Source organism: Methanoregula sp. PtaB.Bin085 (genome assembly GCF_002067035.1).
Taxonomy (GTDB): domain Archaea; phylum Halobacteriota; class Methanomicrobia; order Methanomicrobiales; family Methanospirillaceae; genus Methanoregula.
The window spans coordinates 1-19,791 of sequence record NZ_MVQB01000050.1; the positions used below are offsets into that span (position 1 = coordinate 1).

A 19,791-nucleotide genomic window follows, 5' to 3' on the forward strand; every position below is an offset into this window, starting at 1 on the left:
CTGTCAATTCCACTGCAAACGCAACCAGGCCCACCACGAAAAGTGTGACAACGGCCCCGTCCCTGAAACAACCGGCAACCGTGGGATACATACGTTTTACCGGCCCGGAGTATTCCGTAGAATACCCGGCCACCTGGAGCACGAACCAGTCCCGCCTTCCGCTCTATGAATACCGCCATGATCTTCACGGCTGCAATGCTGCTCCTGCGTATCGACTGGACCGGGATATCCGCGCGTATTCTTCTCCCGATAACAGTATGGCATTCTTTTCCAGCATCTCTGCCACGGACAGGGACATCTGGCCCCACAATCTCAACGGGCAGATTGCATACGAGGACATTGTCAATTCGGTCATCGGTACACGGGTCACCTGTGCGAATTCTCCGGAAGGTGCGTTTACGATTGCAGGGATCTCCCAGGTGCCGCTTGACGGCGTATCCTTCACCGGGACGCGGGCGGATTATGCAAAGATAAATTCCACGGGATTCACAGACGGGACCGGCACGATCTATGTCGTGACCGGCAGGCAGCACCGCGGGGTGTTCCTCTTCTACCGCTCTTCGGGCGATGCGGGGATGCAGCCATCCCTCAGTGACTCTATGTTCGACAGCCTGCGGCTGGACCCGGGATTCTGAAATTATTATTTTGGCTCTGGGAAAAACCTCCTTAAATATAGCGTTAAATTGTGATGGAGCCACTGGCGCTCGGGGTCTGTCGACCCTTACCTACGAAGGAATCTGATGAGTCCTTCTCATCCTCACGGTCTGATGACCGTTCAGACCATGGAGCGTTACGTTTTCCGGGCATCTATAAAAATTGAATATGGGGGTCAAGGGGGCCTGTCCCCTTGGGCTGCCTCCCCCTCTGGGAGAGAGAGGGGTTCACGCTCCCAATTCCACTGAGTGTATAAGGGTATGGATTTCCCATGAAAAAAACGAAACAATACAATGACGGGGCTGATGTTCCCATGCCCTTGGTTGTGATAAACGGCCGCCGCCCCGAAGGGCGCCCCGCGGCGGCTTTTTATTTTCCGGTTTCCTGGACCGGAGATTGCTCCACCATGTCCAGAGAAGGGCCCGGTAGCGGGGAGCCCTCCCATTGTTCTGGGATTCTTTTTTCATAGTCTGGGTGTGAACCGGATAGGTTCATGTCGGTTTCCACAGAGCCGTTATTCTTTAAAAAAGCCGGAAAAACAACAGGATGTGATTACGGCTTCTTCATCTGGTACATGTGCCAGATCTTGCAGGCACCCTCGTGGCTGACCATGCAGGGGCCGACGGGCTTTCTCGGGTTGCAGACCTTTCCGAAGAGCTTGCAGTCGGGAGGCTGGGCGAAACCCCGGAGGATCTTATCGCACATGCAGGCCGAATGCTTGGTGACATGCCTGAACACGATGCCGAATTTCTTCTGTGCATCGTACTTTTCGAACTCCTTCTTCAGCCGGAGGCCGGAGCCGGGGATGACCGGGAAGCCCCGCCACTCGACATCGGACGGCTCAAACACGTCATACATAATCTTCTTTGCCTTGACATTCCCTTCGCGGCTGACAGCGCGGGGGTAGGCATTGTCGACCCGGTGCGTTCCCTCCTTCACCTGTTTCACGAGCATCAGGAGGCCGAGCAGGATGTCCTCCGGCTCGAACCCGGCAACCACCTGCGGGACCGGGAACTGCTCGTACTCCTCGTATCCCATGACCGTACAGACATGGCCCGGCAGCATGAATCCGTGGAGTTTCGCCTCGCCCTGCTCGAGCAGCCACTTCATGGCCGGCGGGACGATACGGTGGCAGGAGAGGATGGAGAAGTTTTCCGGAGGTTTTGTCAGGAGCATGGCAGCAACGGTCGGGGCCGTGGTCTCGAAGCCGACCGAGATGAAGACAACTTCCTTATCGGTCTTTTTTGCAATCTCGACGGCCTTGTGGATGCCCTGCACGATCCGGACATCCCCCCCGCAGGACTCGAGGGATCCCTGCGATCCCGGGACGTGGAGGAGGTCCCCGTAGGTCGCGACAATACAATCCTTTTGTGCAAGGTCGAGCGCTGCATCGATCTCACCCTGCGGCGTGATGCAGACCGGGCAGCCCGGGCCCATGACAATCTTCAGGTGTTCCGGCAGCAGGCTCCTGAGCCCTGTGCGGGCAATCGCAGCCTCGTGCGTACCGCAGATGTGCATGAAGGTCATGTCGCGATCCACGATATCGTGGAGTTTTTGAGCAATCTCCTTTCCCGTCGCCATAACGATTCAAAAGTATTAATTTTTTAATAACATAAGGGTACGTATGGATTTGTCAGGAATCGGAGTGAATTACCTCCTTGCGGCAGGTGTGATCCTCCTTGGCATCGTGATCGCATTCCTTGCACGAAGGCTGGTCAGATGGCTGGAATCCGTGGCCAAAGAAACGGAGACCTATTGGGACGACATCATCATCACTGCCATCGGGACGCCTCTTCAGGTCATCATCATCATGCTCGGGTTCTACTTCGGCATCACGAAATTCGATATCCTTCCTGAAAGCAGCCGGTGGCTCCTCGATCCACGGTATGAGACGGCATTCTTCATCCTGATCAGCGCATGGATCATCTCCACGTTCCTGTACAGCGTCATCAGGATCTACGGACGGGCATATGCCGAACGGTCTGAAACCGATTTGGACGACCGGCTCGTCGAGCTTCTCGAGCTGGTCATCCGGTATGTCATCTGGTTCGCGGCCGTCATGGCGATCTTCAAGGTCTTCAATATCGACATCACACCATTCCTTGCCGGTGCGGGCATTGCCGGTATCGCTGTTGCACTCGCGGCACAGGACCTCATCTCCAACTTCTTTGGCGGGGCCATCATCACGGTTGACAAGCCCTTCAAGGTCGGCGATCGCGTCAAGGTCGACAACTTCTATGGAGATGTCGTATCTGTCGGGACCCGCAGCACAAGGATAAAAACTCTCGACTACCAGATCGTGACCCTCCCGAACAACAAGATAACCACCAATGTCATCATCAACTACTCGGAGCCCGACCAGAAACTGCGAATCGTCATACCGGTTACCGTTGCATACGGGACCGACCCGCTGAAAGTCAAGAAGGTCCTGCTCGAGATCGCGCACGATGCAATAAAAAAGACCGGATTCTTCCTTGAAGATCCGGCTCCGACTGTCTTTTTCGACGAATTCGGCGCGTCGAGCCTCAATTTCCTCCTCAAGATCTGGATGCGGAAATACAACCTGCCCGATGAGTCGAAAGATGCAATCAATTGCATGATAGCCGAGAGGTTTGCAAAGGAAGGCATCGAGATCCCGTTCCCGCAGATGGACGTACACATGAAAAAGTGAGATCTATTCTGACTCTCTCTTTTTACTATCAGATTCTGTGTGAGTACCAACAAATGGCCCGTATCCGGAGGGCTGTATGGAGAGCGGCCCTGTTTTCATTCCATTCTTCCGCAATGTTTTATAGGGATTACTCACAACGTTGTTAAGCAACCGGTCAGGGCAGTTACCAGAGAATTTTCCCGGCCAGGTCCTGCTGAACCAGATTCAGTGCCTATGTGACACAGCCCGGCAGTGTGCCTCCTTGGTAAGGAGGAAGTCCCGAGTTCAAATCTCGGCATAGGCTTATTAGTTCACGGTTTTCTGCTTTTAGAAACTTCACAAGCAGGAAATGGAATGAATTTTTTTAAATACAAATTATCATTTTTCCTTGCGGTTCCTTTCATCCGGATACAGAATCTTCCTGCTGTAAGATTGCTACTGAACGTTCTTTCAGGACAGGGTATATTTTTCACCAGCCCCTGCTGATCGCTCTGGAGGGATGCGGGGTACTGAGTCGGATGTCATGTATGAGCACTTCCCTTCATCGGGTTTCTGACAAAAACCGAATCAGGTGGACGGGCTCATTCCCGGACGTTCACAGCTGAAGGTTACATGGTAACCTGCCCTGCCATGCCATAAAACGGCCCTGATACTGGAGGCTCCCGCAATACAATCATCCTGCACAATTTCCAATCGTACATCGATCTCCGGAAAAAAATTTTCAATCGATCCCTCACCCCCCGCTCGCAATTTTTTAATCGGGATCCGATCGAAAGACCGGAACGATCACGGCGGAAACAGAAAAAAAGTTGTAAAGTACTCCCTTAGTCAGTCAAGTACTTACCCGGTAATCGGAAGCATAACTTACACTGTTTTTTCGCGCTGTAACTGATCAAGGATGGGGGGTCTCCTGCAAACGATGGAGAGCCGGCCCAGGATCACGGCATGTCCAGCATCTGCTTCACCAGCGAATTCGCTGCCGGATCCGCAAAAATCCGGAATGCCGTCTCTCCGTTTTCCGTGATCCGGTACGCGGTCTCCCGCCGGTTTCGCCCATCCCGCGACTGATCGGCGAGCCCGGCATCGGTGAGCATCCCCATGAACCAGGTGAATGTTGCCTGCGACAGGTCGTTGGCCGGCTTCCTCCCCCGGTTATAATGGATGACAGGGGCGCCCTCTACCGGTTTCCGGGCACGCTGGCGGATATAGTACGGCCAGACCTGTTTGTACAGGTACTGCCGGGGGACGTACGGGATCCCCGCCGGGCCGGGAGGGACCGGGCGGTTCCGCAGGAGAACGGCGAGGATTGTCTGGTAGTTCACGTTCGCAAGCAGTGTACGGACGTCCCGGTCCGGCACCGGCACCCGCAGCGGGACTTTCCCTCCAAACGAAGTCCAGACCTCCCCGCCAATCCACGGGGCGAGCGCGAAGAGCGCCATGCAGAGATCCCGGGGCCCTGCCGAGAGATCGAATGTTATGCGGGCGTTTTTGTTCTCATGCCGGACCCTTGTCAGCACTGTACGGGCGGACTGGAATGATGGCGGAAAGACCATCTCGCGGGCGAACGGGATTGAGAGGGATGCGGCGATCTCCTTCACTGATTCCGCTGCGTGACGGACTGCCAGCCGTTCCCCCTCGATCCGGGGATTTGCCGATATGCCGTAACTTTCGCTGTCAGCAATCACGCAGATGCGGGTGATCCCCGGCATCATACGGAGGATGGCCGGAAGGGTTGTGTGGATGGCTCCGCCAGCGCTGATGATGTGGACATGGCTGCCCTGTTGCATGGATCAGAGTCGAATGGCTGGTTTAAATACTTGCAGGTTAATAAAAAAACATCCCATCACAGGATTTTCTGATAAAACATCCTGACGCCGGTTGACCGGATCACTGCTCAGACCACAAATGCCACGACAGGACGATTGCCGGCAAGGACGGACGTGCCGGGAAACGTGAACAGGATCTCCTTTACGGATGCTTTCTGGGGGATAACAAAAATCATTTCAGCACCGCTGACCTGTTGTGACGGGCCGAGATCGTACAAAACCTTCGACCCGATGCCATAGGGCGAATAACTGTTGCCATCAGTATCAACGAGGGTGAAATCATTGCTGTACACGGTGATGTTGCCCGTGCTTCGGACATTCTTCAGCGTAACAGAGACCAGGAAAAACCTGTTGGAGTTAAAGGTATTGTCGCCATTTCGTGCAGAGTTCATGGTTATCTGGAGATCGCTGTTTCCCACCGGCCTGTTCAGGGACGATTCAATGCGGGGCGGGAGTGTCTGTCCGGCCGATATTGCTTCGGATGCGTTCTTCCCGATGGTAACGGAATGCTGGTAGACCGGTAATACGATATAAACGATAATGACAACAGCAAGACAGAGAATCAGCCCCATCTTCACGTAAGCAAGGGTATTGCCGACTTTTTTTGCCCCCTCTTCCAGTTTTGCCCCGCATTCAACACAATGGGTAAAATACCGGGGGTTTGTGCTTCCGCATTTCGGGCATCTCTTCGCAGCCATATCCGGATCCGTGATGTCATTCCGGAGCTGGTGCACACAGCCCCGGATCAAAGCAATATACCGCGATAATTCATTTAAAGATACTCATTTTTTTGACGGCATTCCGGAATATTTCCTAAAAAATACACGGTAGTCAGTATACCGGCACAGGGAAAATCCCTGCCTGCCGGTGCTCAGGCATGGTCGGATTGCTTTAAGGGGATTTCCGGCAAATATCCTGAGGTCCAGAAAGGATTATCATGAGTCAGCTCACCCCCCCGGAAGGCACGGGCACGGTTGCCGCAAAGCGGTTCACCTTTGCCCCGCGTATGGCAAAAACACCGAAATCCTTTATCCGCGAGATCCTCAAGGTAACCGAACGGCCGGAGGTCATCTCTTTCGCCGGGGGCCTTCCAAGCCCGGCCCTCATTGATGTCGAGGGTATCCGGGCTGCAACCGTATCTGTCCTGGAGCAGGACGGACAGGTGGCGCTCCAGTATTCCACGACCGAGGGATATCTCCCGCTCCGGCAGTTCATCGCTGACAGGTACAGGTCACGCCTGGGACTCCAGGTCTCCCCGGACGAAATCCTGATCACCAACGGATCCCAGCAGTGCCTCGACCTTATCGGCAAGGTCATCATCGGAACCGGGGATCATGTCGGGATCGAGCGCCCGGGCTATCTTGGTGCGATCCAGGCATTCTCCCTGTACGAGCCGGTCTTCCACCCGGTTACCCTTCATAACGACGGCCCGGATAGAGAAGAGCTTGAAGCAGCCTGCCGGGCCTCGCCGGTAAAGATGTTCTATGGCGTGCCAAATTCCCAGAACCCATCCGGCATCACGTATTCCGAATCCTGCAGGAAGGAAGTGGCCCGCATTATGGAGGAGAACGGGGGGTTGTTTGTCGAAGACGATGCGTATGGCGAACTGAACTTCTCAGGTTCATCCATGCCATCAATCAGATCGTTCCTGCCCGGTCAGACCGTAATCACCGGATCCTTCTCCAAGATCCTTGCCCCCGGCATGAGAATGGGCTGGGTGGTTGCACCGCCGGCAATCATGGAACAGCTGGTGATAGCCAAGCAGGCTTCGGATCTCCATTCCAACTATCTCTCGCAGAGAATAGCGTACGAGTATCTTTCGCACCAGGACATCGACAGCCATATCCGGAAAATCCGGAGAGCATACCGGCATCAGCGGGACATCATGATACGGATGCTCGAAGAAAAGTTCCCGGAGAGCGTTTCGTACACCTGTCCCCTTGGAGGCATGTTCGTCTGGATAACACTCCCGCCCGGCTGTTCATCGATGGCTGTTTTCGAGTCTGCGCTGAAAAAGAACGTGGCCGTTCTTCCCGGTCTGCCTTTCTATGTTGACGGCGGGGGATCCAATACCCTGAGGCTTAATTTCTCTAACTCTACACCGGATGATATTGAAGAGGGCATGAAACGTCTTGCCGGTGTCATCATGGAAATGTGTATCCAATAATTCTTTCCGCAAATGCTGAAAAAATACAGCCGTAAAAAGCCCGTACGCTGTGGTGATCCGCGCATCTCATACCGGAAAGGGTATATGGCGCCGGGGTGCAACCTTTATACTGGTATAGATCTGTACAGCAGGCGCCCAATAAGAGCCAGTCTGGCGGCAAGAGGTATCCCAATCCATGAATACGAAGAGTGATGCGGAAGCATTATTGCGGCAGGGCATCGAACTCTACGACCTTGGCAGGTTTCAGGAAGCCATCGTCATGTTTGACCGGTGTCTTGCCCTGTACCCACGGCTCGCGAAAGCCCATTATTTCAAAGGTATAGCCCTGTATGACCTGGGAAAATTCAACGAAGCAATTTTGGCCTATGACGAGGCATTCCGGCTGGATCCTGCCGATGCAAATACCCTGTATAATAAAGCCGCCACTCTTGCCCAGATCGGCAGGAACGAAGAAGCACTCGATACCTGTGACCGCCTCCTCGCACTGAAAGTTGATAACGCCGAGGGCTGGATCCTCAAGGGCATCGCCCTGTACGAACTTGGCCGTTTCAAGGATGCGATCGTTGCCTATGATCATGCCCTCATGGTAGATCCGCGTCACGCCAAGGTATATTACAACAAGGGGATTGCCCTCGCAGATCTCGGAAGGCATATGGAGGCGATCCTTTCCTATGACAAGGCTATCGAGATCGTACCCAACTACGCAAAGGCATTCTATAACAAGGGAATATCTCTGTACGAGCTGGGAAAATTCGACGAGGCGCTCGAGGCCTTCGCCCGGGCATACGATTTCGATCCCTCCGATGTCTGGGTCTGGTATTACCGCAGCTTCATTCTTGCCAAGCAGGAAAAGAATGACGAGGCGATAAAATCCGCAGACGTTTTCCTCACCACCGAGCCGGACCATGCCGATATCTGGACTCTCCGGGGGATATCGCAGTTCAAGACCGGCAGACATAACGATGCTGTCTCTTCCCTGAAACGGGCACTGGAGCTGAACGGAGAGATTGCCGATGCGTGGCTCTATCTCGGCCTTTCGCAGAATACCCTTGAGGAATTCGAGGATGCGATCGAGTCGTTCACGCATGCGATTGGAATAACCCCGTCCAGTGCGCCGGCGTATTACAACAGGGGTATCTCGTTCTTGCGGCTCAAAAAGTACCGCGAATCGGTCGACGATCTCGATGAATCGCTCTCGCTCTCCCCGCGGAATGCCGATGCATGGTACAAAAAAGGTATTGCCAGCATATACCTGAGCCGGTACGAGGATGCACTCGAATCATTCACCAAGAGCCTGGGTCTGAGGCCGGATCATGCCGGCTCGTATTATTATAAAGGACTCGCGTATATCAAACTTGGACGGCTCAAGGAATCCATCGAATCGTTCGAGAAGGTTCTCTCGATCGATCCCGGTTGTGCGTCTGCTGCATTCCAGCAGGGCCTTACCTACACGAGCCTTGGACGGTTTGCCGAGGCAGTTGCGGCTTTCGACGTTGCCCTCAGCATCAGCCCGGATTATGCAGATGCCCTGTACCAGAAGGGATTTGCCCTGGCAAAACTCGGGAAGAACGAGGAAGCAATCACCGCGTTCGATCAGACGCTGTCAGAGAACCGGGACAATGCCCAGGCGTACCACCAGAAAGGATCCCTGCTCCTCAAAGTGGGAAGATATCCTGAAGCAATTGCCGCATTCGACCAGAGCATCTCTCTCAAGCCCGGGTATGCACAGTCGTTTTATGATAAGGGTATTGCATTGTTAAAACTCCAGCGGTTTGACGATGCCATCGATGCATTCGGCTGTGCCCTGGATATCAATCCCAATTACGTGAACGCATTCTATTACCAGGGAATAGCGTTTACCGAACTTGAGCGGTACGATGAAGCAATCGAGGCGTTCGATCACGCGCTGGAGATCGATCCGGTCCACACGCTCGCGCTCTACCACCGCGGTGCGGCCCTGATGCAGCTCCAGCGCTATTCTGATGCTGTCAACGCTTTCGACACCCTGCTCGCGGTCTCCCCCCAGTACACTGCCGCCATCTACGAGAAGGGGATCGCACTCCTCCAGCTTTCGCGGTTTGAAGAAGCATGCCAGATGTTTGACGAAGCACTGGACCTGAATCCCTCCCTGGCAGATGCATGGCTGTATAAAGGGATTGCTCTCGTCAGCCTTGACCGGAGCGAGGATGCGATCACTGCGTTTGACCGGACCCTGATGCTGAACCCCCGGCGGGCCGATGCCGCGATCCGGAAAGGCATCGCTCTTATCAATCTCGAGAAGTTTGAGGATGCGGTCATAGTATTCAACCGGATTATCGAAGACGAATCCGGGAATGCCCGGGTCTGGTATTACAAGGGGTTAGCTCTCTCCCATCTTGGCCGCGATGCGGAATCGATCCGGTCCTTTGACCGGGCAATTGAGATCGATCCGTCGTGTGTCCGGGCATGGACCGGCAAGGCCGACGCATATATCCAGCTCCAGAAACCCCACGAAGCCATCGCATCCTATGACCAGGCTCTCGACCGCGATCCGGGTGACCCCGATATCATCTTCCGGAAAGGAAAGGCGCTCCTCACGCTGAAAAAATACCGGGAGGCTCTCTTTGCCTTTGATCAGGTGATCGATATTGACCCGGAATATACAGAGGCGGAGTTCCAGCGCGGGAACGTCCTCATCGAACTCGGGAATCCTGACGAAGCGCTCAATGCATTCAGCGTCGTTATCGAGCGGGATCCGGAGAACATTCCGGCATTATACGCAACCGGTTCAATTCTCAACAGGCTGGGCAAGCACGATGAGGCGGTTGCGATCTTCAACCGCCTTCTTCTGATCTCCCCTCACAATGCGGACGCGCTGTTCCAGAAGGGGCAGTCTTTGATGAGTCTTCACCAGTATCAGGAAGCACTTGAAGCCTTCAGGGCGGCAGAAGAAGAAGATCCGGCACTGCCGCTTGTTGCGCTGCAGGCCGGAATTGCCTGCGTGAAACTCGGGTCTGATGAAGAGGCAATTGGCGCATTCGACCGGGAACTTTCCCGGAATCCGAAGAATCCGCAGGCTGCGACCAGGAAAGGAATTTCCCTGCTCCGGCTCGGGAGGCATACCGAAGCTATCGATATTCTTGCAGAATCGGTTGAGCAGGATTCGAAGAACAAGTGGTCATGGTACTACCTTGGTGTCGCATATGCAACTGCTGATCACCTTGATGATGCCGTCCGGGCATTCGACCATGTTACCGAGATCGACAGGCACTGCGCCCGCGCATTCTTCGAACGGGGGGATGCGCTTGCCCGTATGGGGAAACCGCTTGAAGCGGTTGTGTCGTATGATCAGGCTCTTGAACTCCGGCCCCGCGATGCAAAGACCCTGTTCCACAAAGGCATAGCCCTTGCCCAGCGGGAAAAGTATGACGATGCCATCCAGGCATTCGAAAAGGCACTTTCCCTGGAACCTGACAATGCTGAGGGATTATATTACCTCGGTATCGCCCTGACGGGAAGGGAGCGGTATGACGAATCGGTCAGTGCGTTCGACCGGTCACTTGCGATAGATCCGGCAAATGCGCTGGCACACCATTACCGCGGGGTTGCCCTCATTCAGGCAGGACAGCCGGAAGAAGCGATCCGGGCGCTCAGCGCAGCGCTCGAACGTGACCCATCGAATGCCGTCTCCCATTATTATGCCGGCCTTGCCCACCTCCAGCTGAAACACTACCCGGATGCAATCAGCTCCCTTGACCGGGCAATCGGGCTTGATCCCGGCATGACCGATGCGTACCTGTACCGCGGGATCGCGCTTGCAGCAACAGACCGGCATGAGGAAGCCATCCAGTCCCTTGACCACAGTCTTGCAGCAAACCCCTCCCTTATTGAAGCACTCATATGCCGCGCCGGGTCACTCTTCAGTCTCGGGCGTTTTAACGAGACCATCGAGACCGATGATCGCATCCTCTCCCTCAACCCGGCGCTCATCGACATCTGGATGCAGAAAGGAAATGCGTTCTTCGGGCTCAACAGGAAGCAGGAGGCTATCCAGGCATACAGCAAAGCGCTGGAGATCAATGCTAACCTTGCCGATGGCTGGGTAAAGAAAGCCGATGCACTCTGTGATCTGGGTAAGCGGCAGGAGGCTATCCTGGCCTACACGCGGGCGCTTGACATCAATCCCGCCCTCCACGATGTCTGGATGCGCAAAGGGGACACCCTGAATGTTCTCGGGAAGAGCGAGGAAGCAGTTCTCTCATACAAAAAATCGCTCCGGATCAACCCTGATCAGGAAGCCGGCTGGATCAAGTGCGGAAGAACATATTTCGAACTGGGGCGGTACCAGGATGCGATCGATGCCTTTGACAATGCCATCGGGCTGAACCAGCGGAGCACCGAAGCATTCTATTACAAGGGTCTGTCGCTGGAGAAGATCAACCGTGCTGAGGGGGCAATCCATGTCTTTGAAGTGCTCCTCGAGATCGATCCAAAGAACGGGGAGGCCCACTACCATAAGGGGCTTGCCCTTGCCACTCTAGGCGACCATCGCGATGCTGTCAGTTCCTTCAGCCAGGCCCTCGAAATCCTGCCGGCATTTGCACCGGCATGGTACCAGAAGGGAAAGTCCCTTTCCGTTAACGGGAAATATGAGGAGGCGATCGAAGCGTTCTCGAAGGCGCTGGAACTTGAGCCCTCCTTCACCGAAGTCCATTACCATCTTGGGTTTGCACTTCTGAAAACAGGGAAGTATGCCGAGGCGGTTGAATCGTTTGACCGGAACCTGGCAAAGGATACCGGCAATGCTCCGGCGTATTTCAACCGGGGCGTGGCATTCGAGAAACTGGAAAAGTACAAGGAAGCACTTGAGTCCCTTGACAAGTCCCTCATGCATGACCCGGAGAATGCGCTGGCATTCTATCATAAAGGCAAGGCTTACACGGAACTGAAGAAATATAGTGATGCTGTCTTTGCTTTTGACAAAACACTGCAGCTCAAGCCAAAATACACGGATGCACGATTGCGTAAAGGTCTTGCCCTGTATCATCTCGGCCGGTTCCGCGATGCCATCACGGACTTTGACCGGACTCTTCTGGAGAACCCGCATAATTTCCTTGCCTGTTATTACAAAGGACGGGCCCATCAGGAGCTGAAAGAGTATTCTGAAGCTATTGACGCATTTGATCATGCACTCGAGATCGATTCGCATAATGCCGAGGTACATCTCAACCGGGGGATTACGCTTCTTGCACTCCAGCGGCTGGATGACGCACTTCATGCATTCGACCAGTGCCTCCTTATCGATGCGGGATTCGCTTCTGCCCATTACCGGCGCGGGTATACCCTTGTCAAGCTGGGACGTCCGCGGGAAGCGATCGATGCATTCGATCGCTGTACCGGCATCACGCCACAGTTCGCGCCAGCATATTTCCTGAAAGGGCAGGCGTTACGCTCCATCGGACTGAACCAGGATTCGGTCTACGCATTTGACCGTGCCCTTGAGTCGGATTCGCAGTGCCTCAGGGCCGCTGTCGCCAAATCCGCAGTGCTCCACGACCTTGGGAACCACGATGAATCCCTCCTGGCCAGCGAGAGGGCTATCGGGATCGATGCCGGTTCCGCGGAAGCATGGTACCAGAAAGGAGTTGCGCTCGCTGACCTTGACCGTGCTGCAGATGCCGTTTCTGCATTCGACAAGGCCATTGAACTCGATCCCACCACCGCCCAGACCCATTACGATAAGGGCCTTGCCCTGATCAAACTCTCACGGCACATCGACGCGATCAATGCCTTTGACCGGGTTCTCGAGATCATCCCGAGTTACTCCCCGGCGTTCTTCCATAAGGGAATAGCCCTTGCCGAACTGGGCATGCATGAGGAGGCCATTCTCTCCTTCAATATTGCCCTCGAGATTTCACCAGATGATGCAGCCGCCAACTACCAGAAAGGGTTGTCGCTTGTACGGCTGGAGAACTACGAAGAGGCGATTGCAGCGTTTGACGAATCGTTCCGTCTCCGTCCACAGAATGCCGATCCCCTGTACCAGAAAGGACTCTCACTCGCGGCACTGGGCAACCAGGAAGGTGCTGAGAAGGCGTTCAATGCCGCTCTTGAGATCGATCCCGGTAACAAAGATGCTCTGTACCACAAAGGACTTGCCCTTGCCGAAATGGGGAGGTTCGAAGAAGCCATCGATGCACTCTCCCGGACCGTGGAGTCCAATCCGAAGATCGCCAACGCATGGCTGATCCGGGGATTCTGCCTGTTTGCCGTTGAACGGTTCCACGACGCGGTCCTTTCCTATAACAATGCAATCGAACTTGACAGGACCAACCCCCATACCTGGTTCTACAAAGGGAGATCCCATCTCAGTCTCGGGAGCAATGAGGAAGCGATCGCGGCGTTCGACAATGCAGTATCTCTTGTGGCTGACTTCGGGGAAGCCTATTACTACAAGGGTGTCGCCCTCTTCCGTCTCGGCAGGCATGCCGAAGCCGCGGACATGTATGGCGAAGCCACGCGCCTGATGCCTGACTTCATCGATGCGTTCCGTGAATACGGCCGGACACTCGGTATTGTAGGCAGGTACCAGGAAGCCGTAGAAGCTTTCGGGAGGGTTCTTGCTGATCTCCCGCAGGATCTGACAGCACTGTACGGGCAGGCACGGGCATATGACCATCTGGGATCCTACAAGGAAGCCGTTGTCTCGTATGCACGCGTAAACCGCGTCGAACCTTCCTGCGAACGGGCCTTCTTCTACAAGGGATTTGCCCATATCCTGCTCCACCAGTACGAGGAGGCTGTGGATGCGTTCAGCAGCACTATCGGCATCAATCCTGATAACGCCGAAGCCTGGCAGGAGAAAGGCAAAGCCCTTGTGGTCCTTGAAAAATATGAAAGCGCTGTCGAAGCATTTGACGGGTACATTGCTCTCAAACCCGATGATGCTGCGATAGTCTATGAAAAAGGGCTCGCGCTGACAAAACAGGAGAAAACCCAGGAGGCTCTCGACGCTTTCATCCGGTGCATTTCTCTTGGCATGGATACCGCACGGGTCCATGCGGAGCTTGCCTATGCGCTCTTCCGGCTTGGCAGATATGACGAGGCGCTCTCATCGCTGGACCGGTCAATCGGGCATGCCGCTGACGATCCCCATGTCCACCAGGTACGGGGTGAATGCCTGACTCACCTGGAGCGGCATGCCGACGCCCTTGCTGCATACGATACAGCTCTTGCGCTGGACCCGGAGAATGGCCGGGCTCACCGGGGGCGGGGCCTCTCCCTCGTGAAACTGGAACAGTATGAAGATGCCGTCGTAAGTCTCGACCGTGCACTGGACTATGACTCGGCAGATCCTGAACTTCTGACCTCAAAGGGATATTCGCTGTACCGGCTGAAGCGGTACAAGGAATCTGTTGAGTCGCTGGGAAAATCCCTCAGGAGACGGCCGCAGAATGCCTTTACCCTTCTGTACCTGGCAAAATCCTGGCTGAATCTTTCCCAGTGGGAGGAAGCCCTTGACTATTTCGGGAAATATCTGGCTCTCGATGAAAAAGATGTCTCCGCATGGTATTTTAAGGGGGTATGTCTCGTCCGGCTGAAACGTCACCGGGAAGCGCTCGAAGCCATGGAGAAAACCCTTGCCCTTAATCCATCCTGCGCACCCGCGTGGTTCCACCATGCATGCGAGCTCGTTATCCTGAAACAGTACGAGGACGCATTACCTTCATTCGATCATGCACTTGAACACATCGCGCAATCCCCGCAACCCATTGATACCGCCGACCTCCTCCTGCGCAAGGGTACGGTCCTGCAGGAACTGGAACGTTATGAAGAATCACTCGATGCATTCACCCGTTCGCTCCAGATCTCGCCTGATACAATCACTGCGTGGTATCGGAAAGGGAAGTCATATATCCACCTCCTGAACTACCAGGAAGCAGTCAGGTGTTTTGACGAAGTCATCTCCCGTGACGAGAAGTGCGATGGTGCATGGCTGAAAAAAGGCAGCGCCCATCTTTCCATCGGGCAGTTCGAACCGGCAGTGGATGCACTGGGCCGGGCCCTGGATCTGAAGCCACGGAATGCCAACGGCTGGTATGATCGTGCAATCGCTCTCTTTGAACTGAAACGGTACGACGAGGCCGTGGAATCCTTCGACCGGGCTATCGCGATCAATTCCAAATACACCAATGCCTGGTATGACAAGGGGATTGCCCTGACCCGCCTCGGCAGGGACAGGGAAGCCATTCAGGCATTCGACAGCACTCTTGCGATCGATTCCCACTTCTCGACAGCATTCCTTGAGAAGGGTTTCGCGCTGGAACGGCTGTCGCTGAACAAAGAATCCCTTGCAGCATTTGAATCGGCTCTGGCAATCGATTCCTCGCTCGTACAGGGTCATTTCCACAAGGGCCTCGTCCTGTTCCGTATGAAACGGCATAAGGTATCCCTGTCAGCCTTCGAGACAGCGCTTGCTCTTGACGATACCCTGACAGATGCATGGTATTACAGCGGACTCTGTTACGTACATCTGGGGAATAACCAGGCAGCCATCACCTCGTTTTCCCGCGCCATCGCTCTGAATCCCCGTTTCTACGATGCGTACCTTGAAAAAGGGCTGGTTCTTTCAGACATGGGGAATTTCAGGGAGGCTGTCGAAGAACTGTCCCATGCCCTGGAAATCGATGACTCAAAACCAGAGGCACACTATGCAAAAGGACTTGCCCTTGAAGCTCTCGGACGAAACGAGGATGCACTCGCATCCTTTAACAAGGCTCTCATCCTGAATCCCGAATATTCGAACGCATATTTCAACCAGGGCCTCGTCCTGATGCAGCTTGGCAGGCTCCGGGAGGCGGTAAGCGCGTTCGATAACGTCCTTTCGCGGGTTCCGGAACATGCTGCTGCCTGGCACCAGCGCGGGATAGCGTTTGAATTCCTGCAGGATGACCAGCAGGCTGTCGAGTCTTATGACAAAGCCCGCCAGTTCGATCCCAGGAATGGCGAGGTCCTGTTCTTTGAGGGCAAAGCCTATGCCCGGCTGGCCAGATTTGAGGATGCCGTGCGGATCTTCGACCTTGCGCTGGAAATCACCCCCGACAGCGGGGAAATCCTGTATGAAAAAGGAATCGCTCTTGCGGTTCTCGGGCGTCATGGCGAGGCGGAAAGCATCCTTGAAAAAGCAGCACGGCACCTTCCAGAGAAACATGAGCCCCTGTACCGCCGTGGATTGTCACTTATGCACCTGAAGCGGTATACAGATGCTGTATCGTCCTTTAATGCAGCCCTGGATCTCGATACCGAGAATCACGAGATATGGTTCCAGAAGGGAACGGCCCTTGCACTCCTTGGACAATCGCAACCTGCAGCATCAGCGTTTGAGAATGCCATCGTGTTCCGACCCGATGATACCCGGTACCACCTCGGACTCGCCCGAGCTCTCGTCGCGCAGAAAAAGGATGCGGATGCAGTACGGTCCTTCGATGCAATTATTACGCGTTCTCCCGAGGACGCCACGGCATGGTACGAGAAAGGACTGGCATTATTCCGGTTGAAGAACTATCGTGAATCTCTCGCAACCCTAGAGAAGGCACGATCTCTCGATCCCGAAAACAGTGATGCCCTCTACCACCTTGCTGCATCTCAGCTTGCGCTGGAGTTGTTCCAGGATGCGGTCGATTCCTACCACAGTCTGTTAACGAGGGTTTCCAACAATGCTGCTGCCTGGTTTGAACTGGCAACGGCGCTTGCATCCCTGGACCGGCTGGAAGAGTCGCTCGATGCCGTCAGCCATGCTCTCCGGATCCAGCCGGAGATGTTTGATGCGCTCTATCTCCGGGCACGGATGCTTGACCGTCTCGATCGTCTCAACGAGGCAGTGACTGCCTATAACGGAGCTCTTTCAGTCCAGCCGCTGCACGTCCCCTCCCTCCACTACAAAGGGTGCGTCCTGTCACGTATGGAGAAGTATGAGGATGCAGTCAAGATATTTGACCGTGCTCTTGAGATCGATCCGGCGTACGTGGATTCTCTCTATGAAAAGGGCCATGCCCTTACATTCCTCGGTATGTACCGCGAAGCCGTCAAGACGTTCGATAAATTCCTGCAGCTTGAGAAGAACCATGCCGAAGCCTATTATTTCAAGGGAGTTGCGCTTGCCCGCCTTGGGCGGCACGATGATGCAATTCTGGCACTCAACAAGACCATCGATCTCGATGCAGGAAACAGCCGGGCGTTCTATCAGAAAGGGCTCTCCCTTGCTGCAACAGGAAGGAAAGAGGATGCCATCCAGGCGTTCGACCGTACCCTCGAGCTGGAACCCCGTTCCACGGAAACACTGCTCCACCGGGGAAGCGAGCTGATCCAGCTTGGGAGGTACAACGATGCCATCGAGTCTTTCAACCGTATCCTCGGGATTGATCCGGCAAATGCCGATGCATGGTATCTCAAGGGGAGCGCCCTGTCTGCCCTTGAAAAATCCGAGGATGCCATTGAAGCATTCAACCGGGCACTCGAACTCCGTCCGGAATATGTATCGGCGTATTATGAGAAAGGGAAAGCCCTGCACTCCCTGAAAATGTATCAGGAAGCAGTCCAGTCGTTTGACAAAGCACTCTCAATCCAGCCTAAGTTTGTCGACGCCCTCCATCACAAAGGTCTTGCCCAGATCCAGCAGGGCCGGTTCGAGGATGCCGAATACTCCTTCGACCAGGCTCTCCGGATCCGTCCCAACAATGCACAGATCTGGACCGGTAAAGGCCTGGCACTCTTCCGGAGAGGAAAAGATGCAGAAGCGGTTACGTTCTTCAGAAAAGCCCTGGGCATCGATCCGCGGGATGCCCACGCGAGTTATTACCTGGGGCGCTCGCTTGTGCGGCTCGGCAATTACCACGAGGCGCTGAAACACCTGGACGCTGCGTTAATCAGGATCCCCGACTGCTCGCAGGCATTCTATCATAAAGCACGGGCACTTGCCATGCTCTCGATGCATCACGAAGCCATCGGCGCTTACGACCGTGCCCTTGCGCTGAAGGATGAGTTCATCGAGGCCTGGCTGTATCGCGGCCTGTCCTATGCAAGCCTCGGCCAGTACGAACGGGCTCTGGCGGATTACGACCACGCGCTATCGCTGAACATGACCTATGCCGGGGCATTGCTCTCCAAGGGTATTGCGCTCAACAACCTTCACCGGTATGCCGAAGCGATCAGTTCCTTTAAGGAAGCAGCAGTCATCCAGCCTGACTATCCAGATGTCTATTACAACCTCGGGCTTGCGCTTCTTGAGCAGAAACAGTACCGCGATGCCATCACGGCATTCAACCAGGCCCTGTCCCTGAACAGGAAATATGCAGAAGCGTATGTCCACAAGGGGGTCGCACTCTTCTGTCTCAACGACTATGAAGAGTCAATCGTCGAATTCAATGCAGCTCTGAAGATCCGGCCAGATCTCGAAGAGGCGCTCTACTGGCGCGGCAGGGCACAGATGCGTCTTGGAAAATTCAGGGAGGCTGTATCCTCCTTCGATCTGGTGATATCAGCGAACCCGGCGAATGCCAATGCTATCTACGAAAAAGGCCGGGCAACCTTTTCCACGGGTAACTTTGAAGCAGCGATTGCCTCTTTCGATATCGCTATCGATATCATGCCCTCCTGCCATCAGGCGTTCTTCTGGAAAGGGCGTGCCCTCTTCGAGCAGGGGAATTTCGAAGCCGCCATCACCTGCTATAACCATGCCATCGAACTCTCCCCTAAAAATGCAGCGTTCCACGACCACCTCGGTCTGGCCCTGGCTGCCCTTGAACAGTATCGTGATGCCATCCAGTCGTATGACCGTGCGCTCGAGCTGGAGCATACCACGGAAGTGTTCGCCCACAAGGGGATTGCGCTGGCCGAACTCGGAATGTACCGCGATGCAATCGAGGCGTTTGATAAGGCAATCGACCAGAACGAGAACCTTGCTGAGGCATGGATGGGCAAGGGCAATGCCTATTACGATCTCGGAAAATACAACAATGCCCAGGCAGCATATGAAAAATGCCTTGCAATCGACCCGGAGAATGCCGTCGGCTGGACCCGGCATGGTATGGCCCTGTCGGCCCAGCAGCAGTATGAAGCTGCGATCATTTCGTACGACAGGGCGCTCCTTATCGATCCGACATTCTCCATCGCGTACTTTACCAAGGGCAGTTCTCTTGATGCCCTCGGGCGGTTTGATGAAGCGATCGAGTCTTTTGACGCCATGATCAATATCCAGCCGGAATTTGTGGATGCGTGGATCCTCAAGGGCCGTGCACTGCAGGAGCTGAGCAAATATCAGGAAGCCCTGACATCGTTCAAGCAGGCGCTGGAGATCGAACCTGGCAGGAAAGAGGTCTGGAACGATATCGGGGAGATCCTGGAGAAAATCGGCAAACACGAGGAAGCGAAGATCTGTTACGAAAAGGCACGATAAAATGCAGGGGCATGTTCCGGCCCTGCATCATGCCCTTCCGGTATTTCAGGAACGTCCTGCT

7 protein-coding genes and 1 tRNA gene are annotated in these 19,791 nt (G+C 54.7%); 5 read left to right on the top strand and 3 right to left on the bottom strand.

Annotation, left to right across the window (positions count from 1 at the left end; translation table 11 throughout):
* Positions 1–635, top strand: a 635-nt coding sequence (locus A4E33_RS10840) for a hypothetical protein (RefSeq protein ID WP_292348058.1), incomplete at its 5' end; no start/stop codon positions are given.
* 571 nt (positions 636–1,206) lie between these two features.
* Here A4E33_RS10840 and hypD read toward each other — a convergent pair.
* Positions 1,207–2,235 carry a hydrogenase formation protein HypD gene (gene hypD / locus A4E33_RS10845; RefSeq protein ID WP_292348059.1) on the bottom strand — a complete coding sequence of 343 codons (1,029 nt, stop codon included), beginning with the start codon at positions 2,233–2,235 and terminating at the stop codon, positions 1,207–1,209.
* 43 nt (positions 2,236–2,278) lie between these two features.
* Between hypD and A4E33_RS10850 the strand changes: the two genes are divergently transcribed.
* Together A4E33_RS10850 and A4E33_RS10855 are read left to right on the top strand one after the other, a co-directional pair.
* Positions 2,279–3,325 (top strand): mechanosensitive ion channel family protein, encoded by a 1,047-nt coding sequence (locus A4E33_RS10850; protein WP_292348062.1) that lies wholly within the window; start codon positions 2,279–2,281, stop codon positions 3,323–3,325.
* A gap of 209 nt (positions 3,326–3,534) precedes the next feature.
* Positions 3,535–3,608, top strand: a tRNA-Thr gene (locus tag A4E33_RS10855).
* A 634-nt stretch (positions 3,609–4,242) separates the two neighbouring features.
* On the opposite strand, the gene A4E33_RS10860 is transcribed toward A4E33_RS10855, so the two are convergent.
* Together A4E33_RS10860 and A4E33_RS10865 are read right to left on the bottom strand one after the other, a co-directional pair.
* A complete protein-coding gene (locus A4E33_RS10860) occupies positions 4,243–5,091 on the bottom strand; it encodes a hypothetical protein (RefSeq protein WP_292348063.1) in 849 nt (282 codons plus the stop codon).
* Positions 5,092–5,198: 107 nt separating this feature from the next.
* Entirely contained in the window at positions 5,199–5,828 is a 630-nt protein-coding gene (locus A4E33_RS10865) for a DUF4352 domain-containing protein (RefSeq protein ID WP_292348065.1), read from the bottom strand.
* A 239-nt stretch (positions 5,829–6,067) separates the two neighbouring features.
* Between A4E33_RS10865 and A4E33_RS10870 the strand changes: the two genes are divergently transcribed.
* Positions 6,068–7,297 carry a PLP-dependent aminotransferase family protein gene (locus A4E33_RS10870; protein ID WP_292348067.1) on the top strand — a complete coding sequence of 410 codons (1,230 nt, stop codon included), beginning with the start codon at positions 6,068–6,070 and terminating at the stop codon, positions 7,295–7,297.
* 175 nt (positions 7,298–7,472) lie between these two features.
* On the top strand, positions 7,473–19,730 hold the full coding sequence (locus A4E33_RS10875) for a tetratricopeptide repeat protein (protein ID WP_292348068.1): 12,258 nt from the start codon (positions 7,473–7,475) through the stop codon (positions 19,728–19,730).
* Positions 19,731–19,791: the final 61 nt, after the last annotated feature.

Excerpts from the sequence above, each read along its gene's own strand:
- A4E33_RS10870 (WP_292348067.1), top strand. The coding sequence starts at position 6,068 with ATGAGTCAGCTCACCCCCCCGGAAGGCACGGGCACGGTTGCCGCAAAG.
- A4E33_RS10850 (WP_292348062.1), top strand. The coding sequence starts at position 2,279 with ATGGATTTGTCAGGAATCGGAGTGAATTACCTCCTTGCGGCAGGTGTG.
- A4E33_RS10865 (WP_292348065.1), bottom strand. The coding sequence starts at position 5,828 with ATGGCTGCGAAGAGATGCCCGAAATGCGGAAGCACAAACCCCCGGTAT.
- A4E33_RS10875 (WP_292348068.1), top strand. The coding sequence starts at position 7,473 with ATGAATACGAAGAGTGATGCGGAAGCATTATTGCGGCAGGGCATCGAA.
- A4E33_RS10860 (WP_292348063.1), bottom strand. The coding sequence starts at position 5,091 with ATGCAACAGGGCAGCCATGTCCACATCATCAGCGCTGGCGGAGCCATC.
- hypD (WP_292348059.1), bottom strand. The coding sequence starts at position 2,235 with ATGGCGACGGGAAAGGAGATTGCTCAAAAACTCCACGATATCGTGGAT.